This is a genomic window from Leifsonia xyli subsp. xyli str. CTCB07 (assembly GCF_000007665.1).
GTDB classification, from domain to species: domain Bacteria; phylum Actinomycetota; class Actinomycetes; order Actinomycetales; family Microbacteriaceae; genus Leifsonia; species Leifsonia xyli_C.
Map to the genome: position 1 here is coordinate 2038853 of NC_006087.1, position 19131 is coordinate 2057983.

The 19131-nt window shown below is 69.4% G+C and carries 20 protein-coding genes; 3 read left to right on the forward strand and 17 right to left on the reverse strand.

Going from position 1 to position 19131, the window contains the following annotated elements:
• Positions 1-48 precede the first annotated feature (48 nt).
• Both LXX_RS09720 and LXX_RS09725 read left to right on the forward strand, forming a co-directional pair.
• Positions 49-567: a hypothetical protein gene (locus LXX_RS09720; RefSeq protein ID WP_011186677.1), complete on the forward strand. Its 519-nt coding sequence runs from the start codon at positions 49-51 to the stop codon at positions 565-567.
• Between the two features lie 58 nt (positions 568-625).
• On the forward strand, positions 626-1432 hold the full coding sequence (locus LXX_RS09725) for a Bax inhibitor-1/YccA family protein (RefSeq protein ID WP_011186678.1): 807 nt from the start codon (positions 626-628) through the stop codon (positions 1430-1432).
• 83 nt (positions 1433-1515) lie between these two features.
• On the opposite strand, the gene guaA is transcribed toward LXX_RS09725, so the two are convergent.
• The 10 genes from guaA to groES form a co-directional block, all read right to left on the reverse strand.
• On the reverse strand, positions 1516-3069 hold the full coding sequence (gene guaA / locus LXX_RS09730; RefSeq protein ID WP_141692744.1) for a glutamine-hydrolyzing GMP synthase: 1554 nt from the start codon (positions 3067-3069) through the stop codon (positions 1516-1518).
• Positions 3070-3139: 70 nt separating this feature from the next.
• On the reverse strand, positions 3140-3583 hold the full coding sequence (locus LXX_RS09735; protein WP_011186680.1) for a DUF3817 domain-containing protein: 444 nt from the start codon (positions 3581-3583) through the stop codon (positions 3140-3142).
• Between the two features lie 4 nt (positions 3584-3587).
• On the reverse strand, positions 3588-4418 hold the full coding sequence (locus tag LXX_RS09740; protein WP_041767711.1) for an SURF1 family cytochrome oxidase biogenesis protein: 831 nt from the start codon (positions 4416-4418) through the stop codon (positions 3588-3590).
• 60 nt (positions 4419-4478) lie between these two features.
• The gene (locus LXX_RS09745) at positions 4479-5870 is read right to left on the reverse strand and encodes a cation:proton antiporter (protein ID WP_011186682.1); all 1392 of its coding nucleotides are present in this window, start codon (positions 5868-5870) and stop codon (positions 4479-4481) included.
• A 3-nt stretch (positions 5871-5873) separates the two neighbouring features.
• Positions 5874-6404: a cation:proton antiporter regulatory subunit gene (locus LXX_RS09750; RefSeq protein ID WP_041767712.1), complete on the reverse strand. Its 531-nt coding sequence runs from the start codon at positions 6402-6404 to the stop codon at positions 5874-5876.
• A gap of 198 nt (positions 6405-6602) precedes the next feature.
• A complete protein-coding gene (locus LXX_RS09755) occupies positions 6603-8444 on the reverse strand; it encodes a glycerol-3-phosphate dehydrogenase/oxidase (protein WP_011186684.1) in 1842 nt (613 codons plus the stop codon).
• Between the two features lie 35 nt (positions 8445-8479).
• The gene (locus tag LXX_RS09760) at positions 8480-9598 is read right to left on the reverse strand and encodes a GuaB3 family IMP dehydrogenase-related protein (RefSeq protein WP_011186685.1); all 1119 of its coding nucleotides are present in this window, start codon (positions 9596-9598) and stop codon (positions 8480-8482) included.
• Positions 9599-9600: 2 nt separating this feature from the next.
• Positions 9601-10425 (reverse strand): alpha/beta hydrolase, encoded by an 825-nt coding sequence (locus LXX_RS09765; protein ID WP_081423143.1) that lies wholly within the window; start codon positions 10423-10425, stop codon positions 9601-9603.
• Between the two features lie 62 nt (positions 10426-10487).
• Complete coding sequence (gene guaB / locus LXX_RS09770; RefSeq protein ID WP_011186687.1) at positions 10488-11990, reverse strand: IMP dehydrogenase; 1503 nt, start codon at positions 11988-11990, stop codon at positions 10488-10490.
• Between the two features lie 766 nt (positions 11991-12756).
• Complete coding sequence (groES, locus tag LXX_RS09775) at positions 12757-13053, reverse strand: co-chaperone GroES (protein WP_011186689.1); 297 nt, start codon at positions 13051-13053, stop codon at positions 12757-12759.
• A 123-nt stretch (positions 13054-13176) separates the two neighbouring features.
• Here groES and LXX_RS09780 point away from each other — a divergent pair, with 123 nt between their 5' ends.
• Positions 13177-14364: a THUMP-like domain-containing protein gene (locus tag LXX_RS09780; protein ID WP_041767713.1), complete on the forward strand. Its 1188-nt coding sequence runs from the start codon at positions 13177-13179 to the stop codon at positions 14362-14364.
• Between the two features lie 18 nt (positions 14365-14382).
• On the opposite strand, the gene LXX_RS09785 is transcribed toward LXX_RS09780, so the two are convergent.
• The 7 genes from LXX_RS09785 to LXX_RS09815 all read right to left on the reverse strand — a co-directional run bounded on the left by LXX_RS09785 (position 14383) and on the right by LXX_RS09815 (position 19130).
• The gene (locus LXX_RS09785) at positions 14383-14841 is read right to left on the reverse strand and encodes a DUF4190 domain-containing protein (RefSeq protein WP_041767714.1); all 459 of its coding nucleotides are present in this window, start codon (positions 14839-14841) and stop codon (positions 14383-14385) included.
• Positions 14842-14970: 129 nt separating this feature from the next.
• Positions 14971-16053, reverse strand: a complete 1083-nt coding sequence (gene tsaD, locus LXX_RS09790; protein ID WP_011186692.1) for a tRNA (adenosine(37)-N6)-threonylcarbamoyltransferase complex transferase subunit TsaD — start codon at positions 16051-16053, stop codon at positions 14971-14973.
• Complete coding sequence (gene rimI, locus LXX_RS09795) at positions 16050-16532, reverse strand: ribosomal protein S18-alanine N-acetyltransferase (protein ID WP_041767715.1); 483 nt, start codon at positions 16530-16532, stop codon at positions 16050-16052. Before rimI ends, tsaD begins: the two co-directional genes overlap by 4 nt.
• On the reverse strand, positions 16529-17149 hold the full coding sequence (tsaB, locus tag LXX_RS09800) for a tRNA (adenosine(37)-N6)-threonylcarbamoyltransferase complex dimerization subunit type 1 TsaB (RefSeq protein ID WP_011186694.1): 621 nt from the start codon (positions 17147-17149) through the stop codon (positions 16529-16531). Before tsaB ends, rimI begins: the two co-directional genes overlap by 4 nt.
• Positions 17150-17158: 9 nt before the next feature.
• The gene (tsaE, locus tag LXX_RS09805; protein WP_176714725.1) at positions 17159-17614 is read right to left on the reverse strand and encodes a tRNA (adenosine(37)-N6)-threonylcarbamoyltransferase complex ATPase subunit type 1 TsaE; all 456 of its coding nucleotides are present in this window, start codon (positions 17612-17614) and stop codon (positions 17159-17161) included.
• Positions 17615-17658: 44 nt separating this feature from the next.
• Positions 17659-18777 (reverse strand): alanine racemase, encoded by a 1119-nt coding sequence (gene alr, locus LXX_RS09810; protein ID WP_011186696.1) that lies wholly within the window; start codon positions 18775-18777, stop codon positions 17659-17661.
• The gene (locus LXX_RS09815; protein ID WP_011186697.1) at positions 18774-19130 is read right to left on the reverse strand and encodes a holo-ACP synthase; all 357 of its coding nucleotides are present in this window, start codon (positions 19128-19130) and stop codon (positions 18774-18776) included. Before LXX_RS09815 ends, alr begins: the two co-directional genes overlap by 4 nt.
• Position 19131: the final 1 nt, after the last annotated feature.

The following is a 19131-nucleotide window of genomic DNA, read 5'->3' on the forward strand; positions in this document are numbered from 1 at the left end:
TGCCGGCAGGGGCTGTCCCGGCAGCGCTCCCGATGACAAAAACGTGCCGTGTCCGCATCCGGTCTCTGGCGCGAACCCGCTTCGCTGCTCCCCTTGCGCTGGGGCGCCTACCGCCCGCGGCTCGTCGCCGGCATCGCGATGATCATGACCGGCTCCGCATGCGTCCTCGCCACGACGGCCTACAGTCTGCCCTTCCTCCTGGCAGGCTCCCTCCTCCAGCTCGCCGGCTGGGCTGTTCTCCCCGCCACCCTCGGACGCCGCGTGGCCGTCCCGCTCCCCGTGCTCAGGTTCAGTTGGCTGATGCTCGGAGGGGCCCAGTTCGCGTGGTGCTATGCCGTTCCGCTCGCAGCGTGGCTGCTGGTGCGGATACGGCCTCTGCCGTCATACGCGGCCCTCGCGGTGCCGGTGGCGACGAGTCTCGTCCTGCCGCTTGTCGTGAGCCACTACGGACAAGGCTGGATCATCATCCTGACGATGTCGCTGGCTGTCATCGGCGCGGCCTGGCTGGCCCGTCTCATCTCGCGCGAGGCCGATTCATGGCAATCTGCCAGACCTCACAGAAAATAACAAGCTAAGTTTAACGGACAAAGGTCCTGAACGATCCCCCCGAGCAAGCGAGGAATGCATGGCACTCACAAATCCGGCCTTCTCGAACAACCCGGCTTTCAGCACCAACGGCACGGCCGCAGCGACCGCGACCGCCGGAGGGGCGAACGCCGAGAACCTCGAGCAGCTGTACCAGGCTCCGTCCGCGACGGCCCTCGACACCGACCGCATGACCGTCGAGGATACGATTCACAAGACGGCCGCCTCGTTCGGCCTGCTGGTGGTGGGAGCGGTCGTCGGCTGGCTGGTTCCCGCTCTGGCGCTGCCGGCCGCTCTGATCGGATTCGTGCTCGCGCTCGTCAACATCTTCAAGAAGAAGCCGTCGCCCGCGCTCATCCTCAGCTACGCCGGCGTGCAGGGCGTCTTCGTCGGCGCGATCTCGATGATCTTCGAGACGGCCTTGCCGGGCATCGTCGTTCAGGCGGTCATCGGAACGATCGCGGTGGTCGGCGTGACGCTCGCGCTCTTCGCCTCGGGCAAGATCCGCGCATCGAAGAAGGCGACCAAGGTCTTCATGATCGCGATGTTCGGGTACCTGGCCTACTCGCTCATCAACGTCGTACTGATGTGGACCGGTGTCACGAACAGCGCCTTCGGCCTGAGCACCGACGTCAGGCTCTTCGGCATCCCGCTCGGCGTCCTCCTCGGTGTCGTCGTCGTCATCATGGGCGCCTACTCGCTCGTGCTCGACTTCGACTTCATCCAGCGCGGCGTCCGGAACCGTGCCCCGCGCGTCTACGGCTGGTCCGGCGCGTTCGGCATCATGGTCACGGTCATCTGGCTGTACCTGGAGATCCTGCGGCTCCTCGCGATCTCGCGCAATTAGACGCCGCGACCACGCACGAAGGCCCGGAACGCTTCTACAGCGTCCCGGGCCTTCGTGCGTGAGAGCCTCACCTCAGCGGGAGGTCACTCCCACTCGATCGTTCCCGGCGGCTTCGATGTGACGTCGAGGACCACGCGGTTGACCCCTTCCACCTCGTTGGTGATGCGGTTGGAGATCTTCGCGAGCAGATGGTAGGGCAGGCGGGTCCAGTCAGCGGTCATCGCGTCCTCGCTGGAAACGGGGCGCAGCACGATCGGGTGGCCGTAAGTGCGGCCGTCGCCCTGCACGCCCACCGAGCGCACGTCCGCCAGCAGCACGACGGGGCACTGCCAGATCTCACTGTCGAGACCGGCAGCGGTCAGCTCGGCGCGAACGATGGCGTCTGCGTCGCGCAGCAGGTCGAGACGCTCGCGTGTCACATCGCCCACGATGCGAATGCCCAGCCCCGGCCCGGGGAAGGGCTGGCGGCCGACAATGACCTCGGGCAGGCCGAGCTCGCGGCCGATGGCGCGGACCTCGTCTTTGAAGAGCGTACACAGCGGCTCCACGAGCTCGAACTGCAAGTCCTCCGGCAGGCCGCTCACGTTGTGGTGGCTCTTGATGTTCGCGGTTCCCGCGCCGCCGCCCGACTCCACGACATCCGGATAGAGCGTGCCCTGCACGAGGAAGCGGATCGGGTCGCCTTCGCTCGCGGCTTCGGCGACGAGGTCGGCCTGAGCCCGCTCGAAAACGCGGATAAACTCGCGGCCGATGATCTTGCGCTTGGCCTCGGGGTCGCTCACGCTCTCCAGTGCGGCGAGGAACTGCTCCTCCGCGTCCACCGTGATGAGCCGGACCCCGGTCGCCGAAACGTAGTCCTCCTGGACCTGCCGCGCCTCGTCCCGGCGGAGGAGGCCGTGATCCACGAAAACGCACACGAGCTGGTCGCCGATGGCTTTGTGGACGAGCGCGGCGGCGACCGCGGAGTCCACTCCGCCGGACAGGGCGCACAGCACGCGGCCGGAGCCGACCTGGGCGCGGATCGCGGCGACCTGATCGGCGATGACATTGCCGGAGTTCCAGTCGGCCGGGATGCCCGCAGCACGGTGCAGGAAGTTCTCGAGCACCGCCTGGCCGTGCTCCGAGTGCTTGACCTCGGGATGCCACTGGACGCCGTAGAGCTTCCGCCCGTCGTTCGCGAACGCGGCGATCGGGGTGTCGTCCGTGGAGGCGAGGACGTCGAAGCCCTCGGGCGCTTTGGCGACCGAGTCGCCGTGCGACATCCACACAGTCTGATCGCCGGGCTGGCCGTCCAGCAAAAAGCCCGCTCCGCCCCGGGCGCCCGCGGAGACACGCACCGCCGTGGAACCGTACTCTCGGTGGCCGGTCTTCGCGACCTCGCCGCCGAGCGCGACCGCCATGACCTGAAAGCCATAGCAGATGCCGAGCACCGGAACGCCGAGCTCGAAAATGCCCTCGTCCAGACGAGGCGCGCCCTCCTCGTAGACGCTGGACGGCCCGCCGGAGAGGATGATGCCCGCAGGGCGTTTGGCCGCGATGTCGGCAGCAGTGACGGTGTGCGGCACGATCTCGGAGTAGACGTTCGCCTCGCGCACGCGGCGGGCGATCAGCTGCGCGTACTGCGCACCGAAGTCGATGACGAGGAGGGGGCCGCTCGGGTTCGCCGAACCAGCGGCCTCCCCACGGTCCGAGAGTGCGGATTCGGTGCTAATTTGTCGCCTCCACGAGGTTCGCGGCCTCGCGGCCGGCCAGATAGGTCTTGACCTGCTTGGTTATGCGTGCCTCCACGAAGAACGAGAGGAACGGCACCACGCCGCCGAGTGCGATCATGACGAACTTCGTGAAGTTCCAGCGCATGAGGCTCCACAGGCGGAAGTCGGAGAAAAGGTACACGACGTACAGCCAGCCGTGCGCGATCAGGATGCCGGTGCTCAGGTCCACGCCCGTGGGCGCGACGGCGGTCTCGACCGGGACGAAGGTGAGCGCGCCGTAGTTGCTGAAAGCGAACAGCTGGTGACCGAGACCGTACTTGACGGTCATCTCCGCGCAGAGCAGAAGCAGCATGATGCCCGTGACGTAGGCGAAGACCTGGTAGAGCCGCAGGGCCCCGCGGATCTTCGGGACGTCTTCCGGTTTGGGAGCGAGGGGCATAGGGCTAGTCTACTTTCCCCGCGGCAACGGCCCCCGCGGCACCGGCCTGCGCATCCGGGTCCTGCGCATCCGGGTCCTCCGCCGCGGCGAGCCCGCGAAGCTCGTCCTCACGTTCCTTCGCGTCTTTCACGAGCCGGTACCAGAGGAAGATCGAGAAGCCCGCGAAGATGATCCACTCGGCCGCGTAGAAGACATTGAGCCAGTTGAGCTCGGTCTGGGCGATCGGCGGGGGCGAGTCGATCGCCGCAAGACCCGCGGGTGGGGTGCGATCGACCAGATAGGCCGAATACACCGCCCTGCCATCGACGCCGTGCCAGAGGTTGTAGAGCGCGCCGACACCGAGCGTGCGCATCGCGGTCGGCTTCGATTTGTCGGCGGGCGCCTCGGGCTGCTCGTCGGGCAAGATGCGGCCCACGATCGGCTGCCGGGGCGCGGGCTCTTGCGCCAGACGCCCGGCCGCCGCCTGGGCGGCGGCTTCGTCGGGCGCCCAGCCGCGGGCCACGGCGAGCGCCGCCGTCTCACCGCCGGGCAGCTCGACGGTCGCATGGCTGACGACCCAGAAGCCGCTCACGCCGTGGTTGAGCCGGTCGGAGAGGAGCTGTTCGTCGCCCGGGACGAACGTGCCGGTGACCTCCACGAGCTGGCCGACCGCCGTGTCCCGGATGGGGCCGCCGGGCTGCGCGACCCGTGGGAGGGGCAGGACGGTCTCGGTCGGCGCCTCGACCGCTTTGCCCGACTCGATCGCGCGCTCCAGCTGCCACTGGCCGAGCCCGGCAAAAACGGCGGCGAAGGCGAGCGCGAACACCAGCGCGCCGATCCAGCGAGGGCGCAGCATCGTCTGCAGGAGGGTGCTCCCTGCCGGAGACGCCGATCGGGCCGGAATGGTTTCGATGGGTCAGTCCCGCTTTCGGTCGCCGGTGGTGTCGTTCTGAGGTCCGGCCTGCTGCATGGCCTGCTCGACGAGCCGGTCGACGGCTCGGCGGGTCTCCTCCGCGGCCACCGCGGCGCTCTTCTCCTCGCGAGGCTTGTCGGAGTCGAGATCGGCGGTCGCCGCCTCGACAAGCGCGATCTCCTCGTCGAGCATCGGAGGGCGCGGCTTGCGCCGGCCGCGCCGCCGGAGTTTGCCGGTCCGCAGGACCAGCGCACCGATCCTCTCGGAGCTCGCTGCGAGCACCGGGCCGAGGACGGCCATGATGAGCACATAGAGCCCCGCGAACGGCTGGATGCGCGGGTCGAGCCCCGCGCTGATCGACAGGGTCGCGAGGATGAGCGCGAACTCTCCGCGGTTCTGCAGGATGACCGTGGTGTTGATGCCGGCCTGCGCGTCCATCCCATTGATCCACGCGACGACCTGACCGGCCAGGATGTTGAGCGCGATCGTCATCGCGACGGCGATGAGCACCGGGCCGAGCACCCCGGAGAACTTCGCCGGTTCGAGTTCGAGCCCGAAGTTGAGGAAGAAGAAGGCGGCAAACACGTCCCGGAGCGGGATGGCGATGTGCTCGATCTTGTTCCGGTGCTTCGTCGCGCCGAGCACGAGGCCGATGAGAAAAGCGCCGATCGCATCGGTCACGCCCAGGATCTCGCCGATGCCCGCGAAGAGCACGGCGAGCCCGAAGAACAGGATGGTGAACAGCTCGTCGTCTTTCGTCCGGAAGAGCCGGGAGAACACTTTCCCGCCCCACCGGGCCAGCGTGAACATCACCACGAGGAAGGCGAAGGCGATCGCCAGCTTGCCGGCCACTGGCCAGAGCGCCGTCTCCCCGCTGAGCACCACCGAGACGATCGCCAGGTAGATCGCGATGAAGATGTCCTCCACCACGGTCACGCCGAGGATCATCGGCGTCTCCCGATTGGGCAGACGGCGCAGCTCGATGAGCAGCTTCGTGACGATCGCCGAGGAGGAGGTGGCCGTCATCCCGGCGATGACCAGCGCCTCTCGCGTGCCCCAGCCGACCCAGAAGCCGAACGCGAGCCCGACGCCCATATTGATGAGGATGTAGGAGCCGCCGGAGATGATGAGCTTGCCGAAGTTGCCGAAGAACTCGTCCTGGTCGAACTCCAGCCCCAGGTTGAACAGCAGCAGGATGAGCCCGAACACCGCAATGAGCTCGATGTAGCGGCTCTCGAAGTCGAGGGGGAACCAACCGGTGTTCGGGCTCGCCAGCAGCCCGACGATCATGTAAATGGGGATCGCGGGGAGACCCACCAGCTTGCCGAGGCGTCCCAGCGCATAGGCGACGAGCAGCAGGAGGCCGAGAATGATGAGGTCTTCGCCGAGATGCATGGATCAGCCTCCGGGCGGAGCGTCGGCGGCGGCCCGGATGGCGGTCTCGCCGGTCCGGAAGAGCGCGAAGGCCTTGGCGACTTTCTCCGGTGTCCCGGCGACGACGAGGGTGTCGCCCGGGAAGACCTTGAAGTCGGGTGCGGGTGCGGGGCTGGCCGAGTCCCCGCGCACGACGGCGACGACGGTGAGTCCGACGACACCGCGATCGCCGGGAGCGCCGAGCTGCTGCCCGGCGATGTAGTCCTCGTAGTCGACGGTAAACCAGTCGATGCTGAGCCCCGGGATCTGGTCGAGCGCGTTCAGCGATTCGGTTATCTGCGTGCCGCCGAGCAGTTCGGCCAGCGTGTGCGCCTCGTCCTCGTTCAAGCGCAGCGAGACCTTCGTCGCGTCGGAGCCGTCTTCGTCGTCCGAGAACGTGATCAGGTCACTGTGCCCGGACCGGTGCGCGATCACGCCCACCTTGCCGCCGTCATCCGTCACGAAGGTGTGCAACACCCCGACCCCGGGCAGTTTGACCCGTCGAACGTCAACCATTTCCCTGTCTCCATCCGTCGCGGGCACCGGGTTCCAGCCTACCGGAGGCACGGGAGGTCCACGGAGACAGCGGCCCCCAGGGGGAGAGAGGTCAGCCACGCGGACCGGCGACGGCCGTCGCGCTCCCCGAGATCGAGGGCAGAACCCCCACCGCGGCGCTCGCTGACGCGCACCGCGGTGAGGCCGCCCGCGGAGCCGTTACGGCTTGGGTCCCTTGGGTCCCTTGGGCCTCCGGGACGCTGCGGCCGTCCGAGGCGCTTTCGCTGCGGACCCGGTCTCGGCCGCGGCGTCCACCGCCACGATGTCCGGCGCTTCGAGCCGCACACGGTCGGCGGATTCGTCGTCGGGCTGAAGCTGGCTCTCGCGTTCGGCGGCGACGCGCAGCAGGTAGGTCTGCACCTCGCGTTCTTCGCGGGCCCTGTCCCAGCCGAGCACCTTGGCCATCAGGTATGCGGCGACGGGCGCAGCCGAGGCGCCACGGTCCCAGGCTTCGATGGAGATGCGGGTGCGGCGGGCGAGGACGTCTTCGAGGTGCAGGGCGCCCTCGTGGGAGACGGCGTAGACGACCTCCGCGCCCACGTAGTCGTCGGCGCCCGGAAGAGGTTCGGCGAGCGCCGGGTCTTCGCGGATGAGCGCCAGGATATCGGCGGTCATCGTCCCATAGCGGTTGAGGAAGTGCTCGATGCGGGCGGGGTGGAGACCGCTCTCCCGCGCGATGCGGCCGCGGCTGTTCCAGGCAGCCTGGTAGCCCTCGGCTCCGACGAGCGCGATCTCCATTGTGGCACTGGCCGGGATCTTGCCGTCGAGCGCGTCCACGGCGGCGTCGATCGCGTCCTTCGCCATCACGCGGTAGGTCGTCCACTTACCACCCGCGATCACGACGAGCCCCGGCACGGAGTGCGCCACGAGGTGCTCGCGGGAGAGTTTCGAGGTCTCCTCCGACTCCCCGGCGAGCAGCGGACGCAGCCCGGCGAACACGCCCTCGACATCTTCGCGGGTCAGCGGCACGTTGAGCACCTGATTCACGTGCGCGAGCAGGTAGTCGATGTCGGCCGCGGTCGCCGCCGGGTGGGCCTTGTCGAGGTTCCAGTCGGTGTCGGTGGTGCCGATGAGCCAGTGCCGGCCCCACGGGATCACGAACAGCACGCTCTTCTCGGTGCGCAGCAGCAGACCTATCTTCGATTGGAAGCGGTCGCGCGGAACGACGAGGTGGACGCCCTTCGAGGCGCGCACCTTGAACTGGCCGCGCTCCCCCACCATCGCCTGGGTATCGTCCGTCCAGACGCCGGTCGCGTTCACGACCTGCTTGGCGCGGATCTCGAACCGTTCGTCCGTCTCCAGATCGCGCGCCCACACGCCGACGACGCGCTCGCCGACCTTGACGAAGCCCTCGACTCGGAGGCGGGTGGCGACCTGGGCGCCGTAGTGCGCCGCGGTGCGGGCGAGGGTGGCCACGTAGCGGGCGTCGTCCACCTGCGCGTCGTAGTAGGTGATGCCGCCCACCAGGGCGTTCGGCGCAAGGCTCGGGATGGCCTTCAGCACCTGGCGCCGGCTGAGGTGGCGGTGGTGCGGGACTCCCGGCGGGCGGAGACCGGTGTAGGAGAAGATGTCGTACAGCATCATCCCGGCGCCGATGTAGAGGCGCTCCCACACCCGCTTGTGCAGCGGGTACAGGAACCGCACCGGCTTCACGAGGTGCGGCGCGATCCGCTGCAGCAGCAGACCACGCTCGATGAGCGCCTCGCGCACGAGACCGAAGTCCAGCTGTTCCAGGTACCGGATGCCGCCGTGGACGAGCTTGGACGACCGGCTGGAGGTGCCCGAAGCGAAGTCACGCGCCTCCACCAGCCCCACACTCAGACCGCGGGTGACGGCGTCCACCGCGCTGCCGGCACCGACGATGCCGCCGCCGACCACCAGGATGTCGAGTTCGGATTCCTTCAGCGCCGCGATCGCGGCAGCCCGTTCGGCCGGGCCGAGTCGTGATGGAGCGGATGCCGCCGAGGACTGCGCTGAGTTGGACAGGGCTGTTGTCGCCATCGTGCTCTCCCTCCCCGGCCGCCAGGGGCCGGAACCTAGTGCGATTGGTACGGCGCGACGACCACTTCGACGCGCTGGAACTCCTTCAGATCCGAGTATCCCGTCGTCGCCATGCTGCGGCGCAATGCTCCCACGATATTCGCAGTCCCCTCGGCCACCGGTGAGGGACCGTAGAGGATCTCCTCGAGCGGGGCGACCTGCCCGACCTGGACGCGGGTGCCGCGCGGCAGATCCGGGTGGTGCGCCTCGGCGCCCCAGTGCCAGCCGCCGCCGGGCGCATCGGTGGCACGGGCGAGCGTCGAGCCGAGCATCACGGCGTCGGCCCCGCAGGCGATCGCCTTGACGATGTCACCCGAGCTGCCGAGGCCGCCGTCTGCGATGACATGCACATAGCGGCCGCCCGACTCGTCCATGTAGTCGCGGCGGGCGCCGGCGACATCGGCGACGGCGGTGGCCATCGGCGCGTGGATGCCAAGGGTCGAGCGGGTCGTGGAGGCCGCGCCGCCGCCGACGCCGACGAGCACGCCGGCCGCTCCGGTGCGCATCAGGTGCAGCGCCGCCGTGTAGGTGGCCGCGCCGCCGACGATGACCGGCACATCCAGTTCGTAGATGAACTTCTTGAGGTTCAGCGGCTCGGCATTCTTCGAGACGTGCTCGGCCGAGACGGTGGTGCCGCGGATCACGAACAGGTCGACACCAGCCTCGACGACCGTCTGATACAGCTCCTGCGTGCGCTGCGGCGAGAGAGCGCCCGCGACAGTGACGCCGCCCGCGCGGATCTCCGCCAGGCGCTTCGTCACAAGCTCGGGCTGGATGGGCGCGGAGTAGATCTCCTGCATCCGGCGGGTGGCCTCCCCCACGGGCAGCTCGCGGATCTCGGCGAGCAGCGTCTCCGGGTCCTCGTAGCGGGTCCAGAGGCCCTCGAGATCCAGCACGCCCAGACCGCCGAGCCGGCCCATCGCGACCGCCGTCGCCGGGGAGACCACCGAGTCCATCGGGGCGGCGAGGAACGGCACGGAGAACTGGTAGGCGTCGATCGTCCAGGAGACCGAGACATCCTCCGGGTCGCGGGTGCGACGGCTCGGCACCACGGCGACGTCGTCGAAGGCGTAAACGCGGCGTGCGCGCTTGGCGCGCCCGATATCGATCTCCATACTCACACGTTCAGTCTAGACACCCGAGGTGCGGAACTCGCGGCGGCGGGCGAGGCCGTCGTTCCCGGCGAGAGGGGATCGCGAGGCGGCGAGAGGATCGTCCCCAGCGCCGCCGTGAGTGCGTCGCGTGCCTCCGCGTCGCCGATCGTCGCGGCGCAGTCACCGGGCTGGGCACCGTAGTCGCCGAACTGCGCGTGGTCCATCCCGGGGATCTCCACGAAGGCCGCGTCCGGCGGGAGCAGATGCGCGGCGGCAGCGATCTTCCCCGGCGTGCTGAGGCAGTCATTCGCGCCGCCGAGGGAGAGGACGCGCAGGGAGGTCGCCGAGACATCGTTCGCGCAGTAGCTGCCGAAGAGGACGAGTCCCTCCACCCCGGGCGTGTCCGCGAGCTGGCAGACGCGCACCCCGCCGAGCGAGTGCCCGCCGACATACCAGCGGCTCACCCCCGGAGCCGCCGACGTGAAAGCGGAGAGGGGGCGCTGGTCGAAGAGGGCGAGGTTCAGCGCCGGTTTGGCGATGACCACCGTGACGCCCGCCTCCGCTACGACGCCGGAAAGCTTGAAGAGGTACGCATACGGATCGACACGGGCGCCGGGGATGAACACGAGTCCGGTTCCCGATGGCGCACCGGCCGGGCTGAGGACGACCGAGCCGCCGGCGTCCCGGACGCTCACCGCCGGGTCGCGCCACACCTCCAGCGCCGCCTGGCGCGTGCCTATCATCGGGATGAACACCCAGGCGAGGAAGCCGACGACGATGAGCGCGACGACGGTCGCCAGGGCGATGAGGACGTGTGTCAGGCACTTCAGGGGATACGATGTCCGCATCCCACCAGCGTAGAGGCCGCCGCTCCCGGGACGGGAACGGCGACCTCTGGACGCACGCGGTGTCAGCGCCGGTAGTTCGGGGCCTCCACGACCATCTGAATGTCGTGCGGGTGCGACTCTTTCAGCCCGGCCGCGGTGATGCGGACGAACCGGCCGCGCTCCTTGAGCTCCGGGATGCTGCGCGCGCCGACGTAGAACATCGACTGCCGCAGGCCGCCGACCAGCTGGTAGGCGACCGCGCCGAGCGGACCGCGGAACGGGACCTGCCCCTCGATGCCCTCGGCGATCAGCTGCTCGTCGCCCGGTACGTCCGCCTGGAAGTAGCGATCGCGCGAGTACGAGGTCTTCTTGCCGCGCGTCTGCAACGCACCGAGAGACCCCATCCCGCGGTAGTTCTTGAACTGCTTGCCGCCAACGAAGACCAGATCGCCCGGGGACTCGGAGGTTCCCGCCAGCAGGGAGCCGAGCATCACACTGTCCGCGCCGGCCACGAGGGCCTTCGCGATGTCCCCCGAGTACTGGAGCCCGCCGTCTGCGATGACCGGGACACCGGCCTCTCGTGCCGCCCTCGACGCCTCATAGACCGCTGTCACCTGCGGGACGCCGACCCCCGCAACCACGCGGGTGGTGCAGATGGAGCCGGGGCCGACGCCGACCTTGATCGCATCCGCCCCCGCGTCCACGAGGGCTTGCGCCCCCGAACGGGTCGCCACATTGCCGCCGATGACATCGACGTGCGCGGCTCGCGGCTCGCTCTTGAGCCGGCGGACCATGTCGAGCACCCCGGCGGAGTCGCCATTCGCCGTGTCCACCACGATCACGTCCACATCGGCGTCGACGAGGGTCATAGCGCGTTCCCACGCATCGCCGAAGAAGCCGATCGCAGCGCCGATGCGCAGGCGGCCATCGTCGTCCTTGGTGGCGTTGGGGTACTTCTCGCTCTTGTCGAAGTCTTTGACGGTGATGAGGCCGCGGAGCTTGCCGTCGGCGTCCACAAGCGGGAGCTTCTCGATCTTGCGCTCGGCGAAGATAGCGACCGCAGCGTCCGGGTCGATGCCCACCGGCGCGGTGATCAGCGGCTGGCGGGTCATCACCTCGCGCACCAGAGCGGTCGCGCGTTCGGACGGCGACACGAACCGCATGTCGCGATTGGTGACGATGCCCACGAGCGTGCCATCGCCCTCCACGACGGGGAGGCCGGAGACGCGGAACTGGCCGCAGAGCTGGTCGACCTCCTCGACCGTCGCCTCGGGGGTGATAGTCACAGGGTTGGTGATCATGCCCGACTCGGAGCGTTTAACCTTGTCGACCTGGGTCGCCTGATCGTCGATCGAGAGATTGCGGTGGATGATGCCGATGCCGCCGTGACGCGCCATCGCCACGCCCATCCGCGCCTCGGTCACCGTGTCCATCGCGCTGGACAGCAGGGGGGAGGCCATGCGGACCCGCCTGGTCAAGAACGTCGACGTGTCCGCCTCGCTCGGGATGACGTCGGTGTGCCCGGGAAGGAGCATGACATCGTCGTAGGTCAAACCGATGAAGCCGAACGGATCCGCCTGATCCATTTCACCCCTATTCCGTGCTGCGCGAGAGTGGATGTCTCATCGTAACGTCAGAAGCTGGGCGAAGATTCCGGGTCGCAGTCCCAGCTCACCCGATCGTCGCGCTGCCCAGCGCGGCCTGCCGGCGGCTCTAGCTTACAGCGACGAAGAGCATCGGCGAGAATGCGATGACGTGACGCTGGCGGGGATCGATGTCACGGTTCCGGTGGATGCGGTGGACGGGATCACGGTGGTGGGTGCGGCCGGAACGGTATCGCTTGGTCTGCCTTTCGCGGAACGCGCTGAGGACGCTGTCGCCGCCCTCGGGCTGGGCGGCTGTCAGTATCTGAGCGCTGAGGAATTCGACAAATACAGCCCTAGCCAGCTTGATCTTCTAACGCTCACGAAGGCTGAGAGGAGTCCTGACTCCAGGCGATGTCGTTCCATCCCTCTACATTCACCGGTATGGGCCCGGCAGCATCAATGGCACTTGTCACTTCAGTGGACTTCACTCTGAAGTACTCTGCTATGTCTTTCGTTGTCGAAGCAGATCATGCCCAATTCGGCTAGCAAGAAAAGCGCCAGGGACCAATGCGCTGCTGATATGAGAAGTCCGACACCAACTGCGCTCACCCGTTGACAATGTCGGTCGAAGCCCCAAGCCAGTTGTCGGCTTCATGACGAATGTTCAGAGAGATCGTCCGCGTCAACAAGCAAATAGGCATTGTCCCGGGGACGGCGAAGGCCCGGATACGCGGAGCATCCGGGCCTTCGCGACGAGAGACGAACGTCAGCGCACGACGACCGCGAGAACGTCGCGAGCCGAGAGGACGAGGTAGTCCTGGCCACCGAACTTGACCTCGGTTCCGCCGTACTTGGAGTATATCACCTTGTCGCCGACAGCGACATCGAGCGGAACGCGGTTGCCGTTGTCGTCGATGCGGCCGGGGCCCACAGCCTCGACCACGCCTTCCTGTGGCTTCTCCTTGGCGGTGTCGGGGATGACCAGACCGGAGGCAGTGGTCTGCTCAGCCTCGACCTGCTTGATGACGATGCGATCTTCGAGCGGCTTGATGGAGACCGACACGGTTGACCTCTTTCTTGTACATAAGGCTTGGGTTAGCAACCTCATGATGAGAGTGCTAACGACGAGTCTAGAGGGTGGGTTAGCAGTCACGCAACGTAAGTGCCAAACGGTAGCGTAAGGGCTATGGACCGGTCCGAACTCGTCGAGCTGCTGAGCGCCGAAGGGCTGCGGCTGCTTGATGCCCTCCCACCCGCCCGGTCCGAGGAGAACGTGCTACGGACGGTCACCGCCCTCCGCAGAGCCGGCCACTCCCCCGGGCTCGTCGCGGCCGTGCTGACGCAGGGGAAGCTGCGCCGGAAGGCCGCGGCCAAATTCGGCGAGTTCGCAGACAGGATGCTGTTCACCGAAGCCGGGCTGGAGCAGGCGACCCGTCTGCCGGTCGCGGCTCAGCACGCCGGACGGTTCCGCGCGGCGGGCCTCGACACGGTGGCAGACCTCGGCTGCGGGATTGGCGGCGACGCTCTCGCGATCGCGGGCTTGGAGATCGAGGTCACGGCGGTCGAGGCCGACGAGGTGACCGCCGCCATCGCCGCTTTCAACTTAGCTCCCTTCCCGTCCGCAACCGTTCAGCACGGCCGCGCCGAAGACGCCGACCTGCGCGGCGCCGGCGCGGTCTACCTCGACCCCGCCCGGCGGACGGCCGGGCACACGCAGACCGAACGACTGACAGACCCCGGCGACTACACGCCGTCGCTGGGGTTCGCGTACGAACTGGCGACCGTGCGCCCGGTCGGGCTGAAACTCGGACCGGGGTTCGATCGCGACCGCATCCCCTCGGCGGCAGAGGCGCAGTGGGTGTCCGCCGACGGCCAGGCGGTCGAGCTGGGACTGTGGTTCGGCGCGCTGGCCCGCCCCGGCATCCGGCGAGCGGCGCTCGTGCTGCGCGGCGGTAAGACACACGAACTGACCGCGGCGGCCGATAGCGAGGACGCCGAGACGGGCGACCTGAGCGAGTACCTCTACGAACCGGACGGCGCGGTCATCCGAGCCCGACTCATCGGGGACGTGGCGCGGAACCTGGGCGGCCGGATGCTCGCCGAGGGCATCGCCTACATCACCGGCGACGCGCGGCACGAGACCCCGTTCGCCGCCGGGTTCCGCATCCGGGAGCAGCTGCCCTACGCGGAACGCGACCTCAAACGCGCGCTCCGGAAGCGGGAGATCGGGACCCTCGAAATCAAGAAGCGCGGCGTGGACGTGGACCCCGCCGCGCTCCGGAAGCGGCTCGGACTCGCGGGCGAACGCTCGGCGACCCTGGTCCTCACCAGGATCGCCGGGCGACACACAGCGCTGCTGGCCGAGCGGCTCTGAACACCCGCTGGCCGGGGCTCAGTACGTGCTGTAGCTGGCCGATATGCTCGCGAAGAAGAGGGCGAGGGTGATCCAGAAGATGATCGCGATAAACACCGAAACGAAGCCCAGGATGATGCCCGTCAGCCAGAAGCCGCGAGCCTGGGGCTCCTTGCTGCGGCCGAGGAAACCGAGCACGATCCCGGCGACCCCGAACAGGGCTCCGACGCCCCAGGCGAACGTGAGCACGATGCCGCCGATGCCGCCGACGAGCGACAGGATGCTGAGGATCGGCGATTTGGCGGCGGGCGCGCCGTAGGGCTGCGCGTAGCCGGGGGCGGGCTGGCCGTACGGCTGCTGCGGGTAGCCCGGAGCCGGCGGCGAGACCGGCGCGCCGGCCGGGGGGACCGGCGGGGCCGGCGGAGCCGCGGCGGGCGGGACGGCCCCCTCGGTCACGCCGGGCTCGGTCGGTCCGGCGGGTGCGTTCGGGTCGGTCATGGTTGCCCATCTCCTTGCGTCTAACGTCTAGCTGAGAAAATGCTGTACACATCAATGCTCGCAGTGCAGCACCGGTGTGTCAACGGACCGCCCGGCGCGTCTGGGTCAACGCGCATCTGGGCCAGCGTCTCAAACCACGTGGACATCGGTGACCGGCAGCGTCGAGTCGGCCCCGAAACCAAGCCCGCTCGGCTCATGCCCGGCCATGATGAGCTGCGCGCCGAGGGCGGCGATCATCGCGCCGTTGTCGGTGCAGAGCGAGAGCGCGGGGATGCGCAGCTCCACCCCCGCTGCCGCGGCCCGCTCCGCCGCGAGCTGCCGCACACGCGCGTTGGCCACGACGCCGCCGCCGAGCAGCAGGCGGGGGACGCCATGGTCGAGGCACGCGGCGATGGCCTTCGTGAGCAGCACATCCGCCACCGCCTCGCGGAAAGACGCGGCGACGTCGGCGACAGGGACCTCCTCTCCGGCGTCCTGCCGCTTCTCGACCCAGCGCGCGACGGCGGTCTTCACCCCCGAGAAGGAGAAGTCGTAGCGGTGCCGTTCGAGGTCCTGCGGCTTCGTGAGCCCGCGTGGAAACCGGATGGCGCGGGGATCGCCCGCGGCGGCGACGCGGTCGATCTGCGGTCCACCCGGGTAGGGCAGACCCAGGAGGCGGGCGACCTTGTCGAACGCCTCCCCCGCCGCGTCGTCGATCGTCTCGCCCAGCAGCTCGACATCGGAGACGAGGTCGCGCACGAGCAGCAGCGAGGTGTGCCCGCCGGAGACCAGCAACGCGACAGTCGGCAGCTCCACGGGATGCCCGGGCCCGCCGTCCGCGTCCAGCAGATCGGCGCCGACATGGCCGACGAGGTGGTTCACGGCGTACAGCGGTTTGCCGAGGGAGAGCGCGAGCGCCTTCGCAGCGCCGACGCCGACCATGAGCGCCCCGGAGAGACCCGGTCCGCTCGTCACGGCCACGGCGTCCACGGCGGCCAGGTCGATGCCAGCGTCGGCCACAGCGGTCCGGAGCGCCGGGGTCAGCGCTTCGAGGTGGGCGCGGGCCGCGACCTCGGGCACGACCCCGCCGTAGCGCGCGTGCTCCTCCATCGAGGAGGCGATCACATTGGCGAGCATCGTGGTGCCGCGGACGATGCCGATGCCGGTCTCGTCGCAGGACGTCTCGATGCCGAGGACGAGAGGGCCCTCCTCCGTCGATGCTGTGCGGTTCATGCCGGGGTGGTCTCCGTGCTCGGGACGGTCAGCCGCATCACGATGGCGTCCACCCCGTCCGGCTGGTAGTACTGCGGACACACGCCCATCTCCTCGAAGCCGAGCTGACGATAGAGGGATCGCGCGCCGGGATTGTCGGCCCGGACCTTGAGGAACACCTCGCGTGCGCCGCGCTTCCGCGCCTCGCCGACCAGGGCCAGCAGGAGCGTGCGGCCGAGGCCGCGCCGGCGGGCGTGGGGCGCCACCGCGACAGTCTGGATGTCGCCCTCGCCCGAGCCGCGCGGCGCGAGCAGCCCAGCGTAGGCGTCGATGCGGGCGGGCTCACCGGGCGGGAAGGCGACGAGGTAGTGCCTGTGCTCGCCGGTCACCTCCGCGAGCATGGTGTACTCGGACCACGCATCGGAGACGAAGATGCCGCGCTCCACCTCCATGATCGCCGGCACATCCTCCGCACCGGCGCGACGCAGCTGCCAGGTCACGCGGTCACCCGCTTCAGGACCGCGGACGGGGTGACATCGGGCGAGCGGAGATAGAGGGGCTCATCGGCGTCGAAGGGGAGACCGGCGGCGAAGCGCAGCTCCGCCAGCGTGCCGAGACGGCCGGCCGAGACGGCCTCGGCGTCGAACCGCGAGACCCCGGGATGAGGGAGCGCGTCGGGTTTGTCGAGCCCCGGGCCGTCGAAGCGCACCGGGAGCCCGGACGCCTCCACGCCGGAATACGCCGTCCAGTAGCGCTCGCGGCGGCGCGCGTCGGTGACCACGAGCAGCGGTCCCTCGTGACCGGCGCCGTACCGCTCGAAGGCCACCGCGTCGTGGCTGACGACGGGGAGGAGCGGCCGGCCGAGGCCGAAGGCGAACGCTTGAGCCGCGGCGATGCCGACCCGGAGGCCGGTGAACGGCCCGGGCCCCATGCCGGCGACGACGCCGGAGAGCGCGGCCGGAGCGACGCCCGCGGCGTCCAGCGCAGCCGAGACGAGAACGCCGATGACCTCGGCGTGCCGCCTGGTGTCGGTCTCCATGACGTCGGCGAGCACGCCGCCGTCCCGATCGACCACCGCGACGCTCGTGCCGGCGGAGGTGTCGATGGCGAGGAGCATAGGACCAGCCTAGGCGGGATCGGACCAGCGCGGACCGAATCCGGTCAGGGTGACGGTGCGCGGTTCGTCGGCGTCCAGCGCGGGGTCGCCGCCGCCCGGCGCGGCCGCGCGCGCGCCGGTGGGCCGCTCGATGACGACCTCCAGCCACGACTCGGCCACACCGTCCAGCATCCCGCTCCCCCACTCGACCACCACGATCGAGTGGACGAAGTCGAGGTCGAGATCGTCCAGTTCCAGGGCGCTGCCGAGCCGGTAGGCGTCGACATGCACGAGCGGCGCGCCGCCGACGAGGCTCGGGTGGGTTCGGGCGAGCACGAAAGTGGGGCTCGTCACCGGCCCGCGCACGCCCAGGCCCTCACCGAGGCCGCGGGTGAGGGTCGTCTTGCCGGCGCCGAGCGGCCCGGTGAGCACGACGAGGTCGCCCGCACGCAGCGTCCCGGCGAGTTCACGACCGAGCTCGTGCATGGCCGCGCTGGTAGGGACGACGCGAGGGCCCCGCACACGACCGCTCACGCCGGGCCGCCGCGGAAGGTGCGGCGGAGCCGTCCGCCCAGGCGCGTGACGATCTCGTAGTTGATCGTTTCGGCGGCCGCCGCCCAGTCGTCCGCACCGGGGACGCCGCGGGCCGGATCGCCGAACAGAACGACCTCATCGCCGACGGCCACCGGCGCGTCGCCGACATCCACGACGAACTGGTCCATCGCGATGCGCCCGGAGACGCGGAAACGCTCGCCGCCGATCGACACCGGGCCGAGGTTGGACGCGTGACGCGGAAGGCCGTCGCCGTAGCCGACGGGCACAAGCGCGAGCGTCGTCTCGCGTTCGGTGCGGTACGTGTAGTCGTAGGAAACGCCCTTCCCGGCGGGAACGCGGCGGACGGCGGCGACGCGCGCCCGCAGCGTCAGCGCGGGGCGCAGCCCGAGCTCGGTGGCGGAGGCGGCGCCGAAAGGGCTGAGGCCGTAGATCGCGAGCCCGAGCCGGACCAGGGTGAACCGCGCCTCCGGCAGGCTGATCGCAGCCGCGCTCGCAGCGATGTGCCGCAGCTCCGGCGCGAGTCCAGCGGCCTCGGCGCGGGCGAGCCCGCGCTCGTAGGCTGCGATGGCGGCGCGGTCCTCCGCAGGCGAAGCGTTGGAGAGGTGGCTGAAGACGCCGCGGACCACGATCCGCCCGCTCCTCTCGAGTTCGTGCGCGCGGGCGAACACAGCCTCCCACTGCTCCTCGGGGAGGCCGTTGCGGCTGAGCCCCGTCTCCAGCTTGAGCTGGACGAAGGCCGGGCTGCCGCCACCGGCCGCTGCCGCGGCCTCCAGGTGGGCGAGGGAGGAGACCCCAATATCCACTCCGGCCGCGATGGCCGCGACGAAGTCCTCGTCCGGGTCGTGGAGCCACGCGAGCAGGGGCGCTTCGATCCCGGCGGCCCGCAGCTGCGACGCCTCGGAGAGATCGGCCACGCCGAGCCAGTCCGCGCCCCCGGCGAGCGCGGCGCAAGCGGACTCGACGGCCCCGTGGCCGTAGGCGTCCGCCTTCACGACCGCCATCAGGTGCGGGGTCCCGGCCCGTTCGCGCAGGCGCACGACATTCGCGCTCACCGCGTCGAGGTCGACGACGAGCTCGCGGAAGGGAGCGCTCACGAGTCCCGCTCCAGCACCACGAACGCTGTTGCGATCCCGGCATCGTGCGACATCGACACATGGATGTGCGCGATGCCTCGCTCAAGAGCCTGGCGCTCGACCACATTGCGCAGCACGAAAGCGGGGTTCCTCTCCTCATCGGACACGATCTCCAGGTCGTGCCAGCGCACGCCCTCGGAGCCGCCCAGCGCTTTGATGAGCGCCTCTTTGGCCGCGAATCGCGCAGCCAGAGAGTGAACGGGCAGCCCGCGCTCGGCCTCGGTGAAGAGGCGGTCCCGGAGCGCCGGTGTGCGGGCCAGCGAACGCCCGAAGCGTGCGAGGTCCACGACGTCGACGCCGATGCCGGCGATCACG

Excerpts from the sequence above, each read along its gene's own strand:
- LXX_RS09725 (WP_011186678.1), top strand. The coding sequence starts at position 626 with ATGGCACTCACAAATCCGGCCTTCTCGAACAACCCGGCTTTCAGCACC.
- LXX_RS09735 (WP_011186680.1), bottom strand. The coding sequence starts at position 3,583 with ATGCCCCTCGCTCCCAAACCGGAAGACGTCCCGAAGATCCGCGGGGCC.
- LXX_RS09740 (WP_041767711.1), bottom strand. The coding sequence starts at position 4,418 with ATGCTGCGCCCTCGCTGGATCGGCGCGCTGGTGTTCGCGCTCGCCTTC.
- LXX_RS09745 (WP_011186682.1), bottom strand. The coding sequence starts at position 5,870 with ATGCATCTCGGCGAAGACCTCATCATTCTCGGCCTCCTGCTGCTCGTC.
- LXX_RS09750 (WP_041767712.1), bottom strand. The coding sequence starts at position 6,404 with ATGGTTGACGTTCGACGGGTCAAACTGCCCGGGGTCGGGGTGTTGCAC.
- LXX_RS09755 (WP_011186684.1), bottom strand. The coding sequence starts at position 8,444 with ATGGCGACAACAGCCCTGTCCAACTCAGCGCAGTCCTCGGCGGCATCC.
- LXX_RS09760 (WP_011186685.1), bottom strand. The coding sequence starts at position 9,598 with ATGGAGATCGATATCGGGCGCGCCAAGCGCGCACGCCGCGTTTACGCC.
- LXX_RS09765 (WP_081423143.1), bottom strand. The coding sequence starts at position 10,425 with ATGCGGACATCGTATCCCCTGAAGTGCCTGACACACGTCCTCATCGCC.
- guaB (WP_011186687.1), bottom strand. The coding sequence starts at position 11,990 with ATGGATCAGGCGGATCCGTTCGGCTTCATCGGTTTGACCTACGACGAT.
- LXX_RS09780 (WP_041767713.1), top strand. The coding sequence starts at position 13,177 with ATGGACCGGTCCGAACTCGTCGAGCTGCTGAGCGCCGAAGGGCTGCGG.
- LXX_RS09785 (WP_041767714.1), bottom strand. The coding sequence starts at position 14,841 with ATGACCGACCCGAACGCACCCGCCGGACCGACCGAGCCCGGCGTGACC.
- tsaD (WP_011186692.1), bottom strand. The coding sequence starts at position 16,053 with ATGAACCGCACAGCATCGACGGAGGAGGGCCCTCTCGTCCTCGGCATC.
- tsaB (WP_011186694.1), bottom strand. The coding sequence starts at position 17,149 with ATGCTCCTCGCCATCGACACCTCCGCCGGCACGAGCGTCGCGGTGGTC.
- tsaE (WP_176714725.1), bottom strand. The coding sequence starts at position 17,614 with ATGCACGAGCTCGGTCGTGAACTCGCCGGGACGCTGCGTGCGGGCGAC.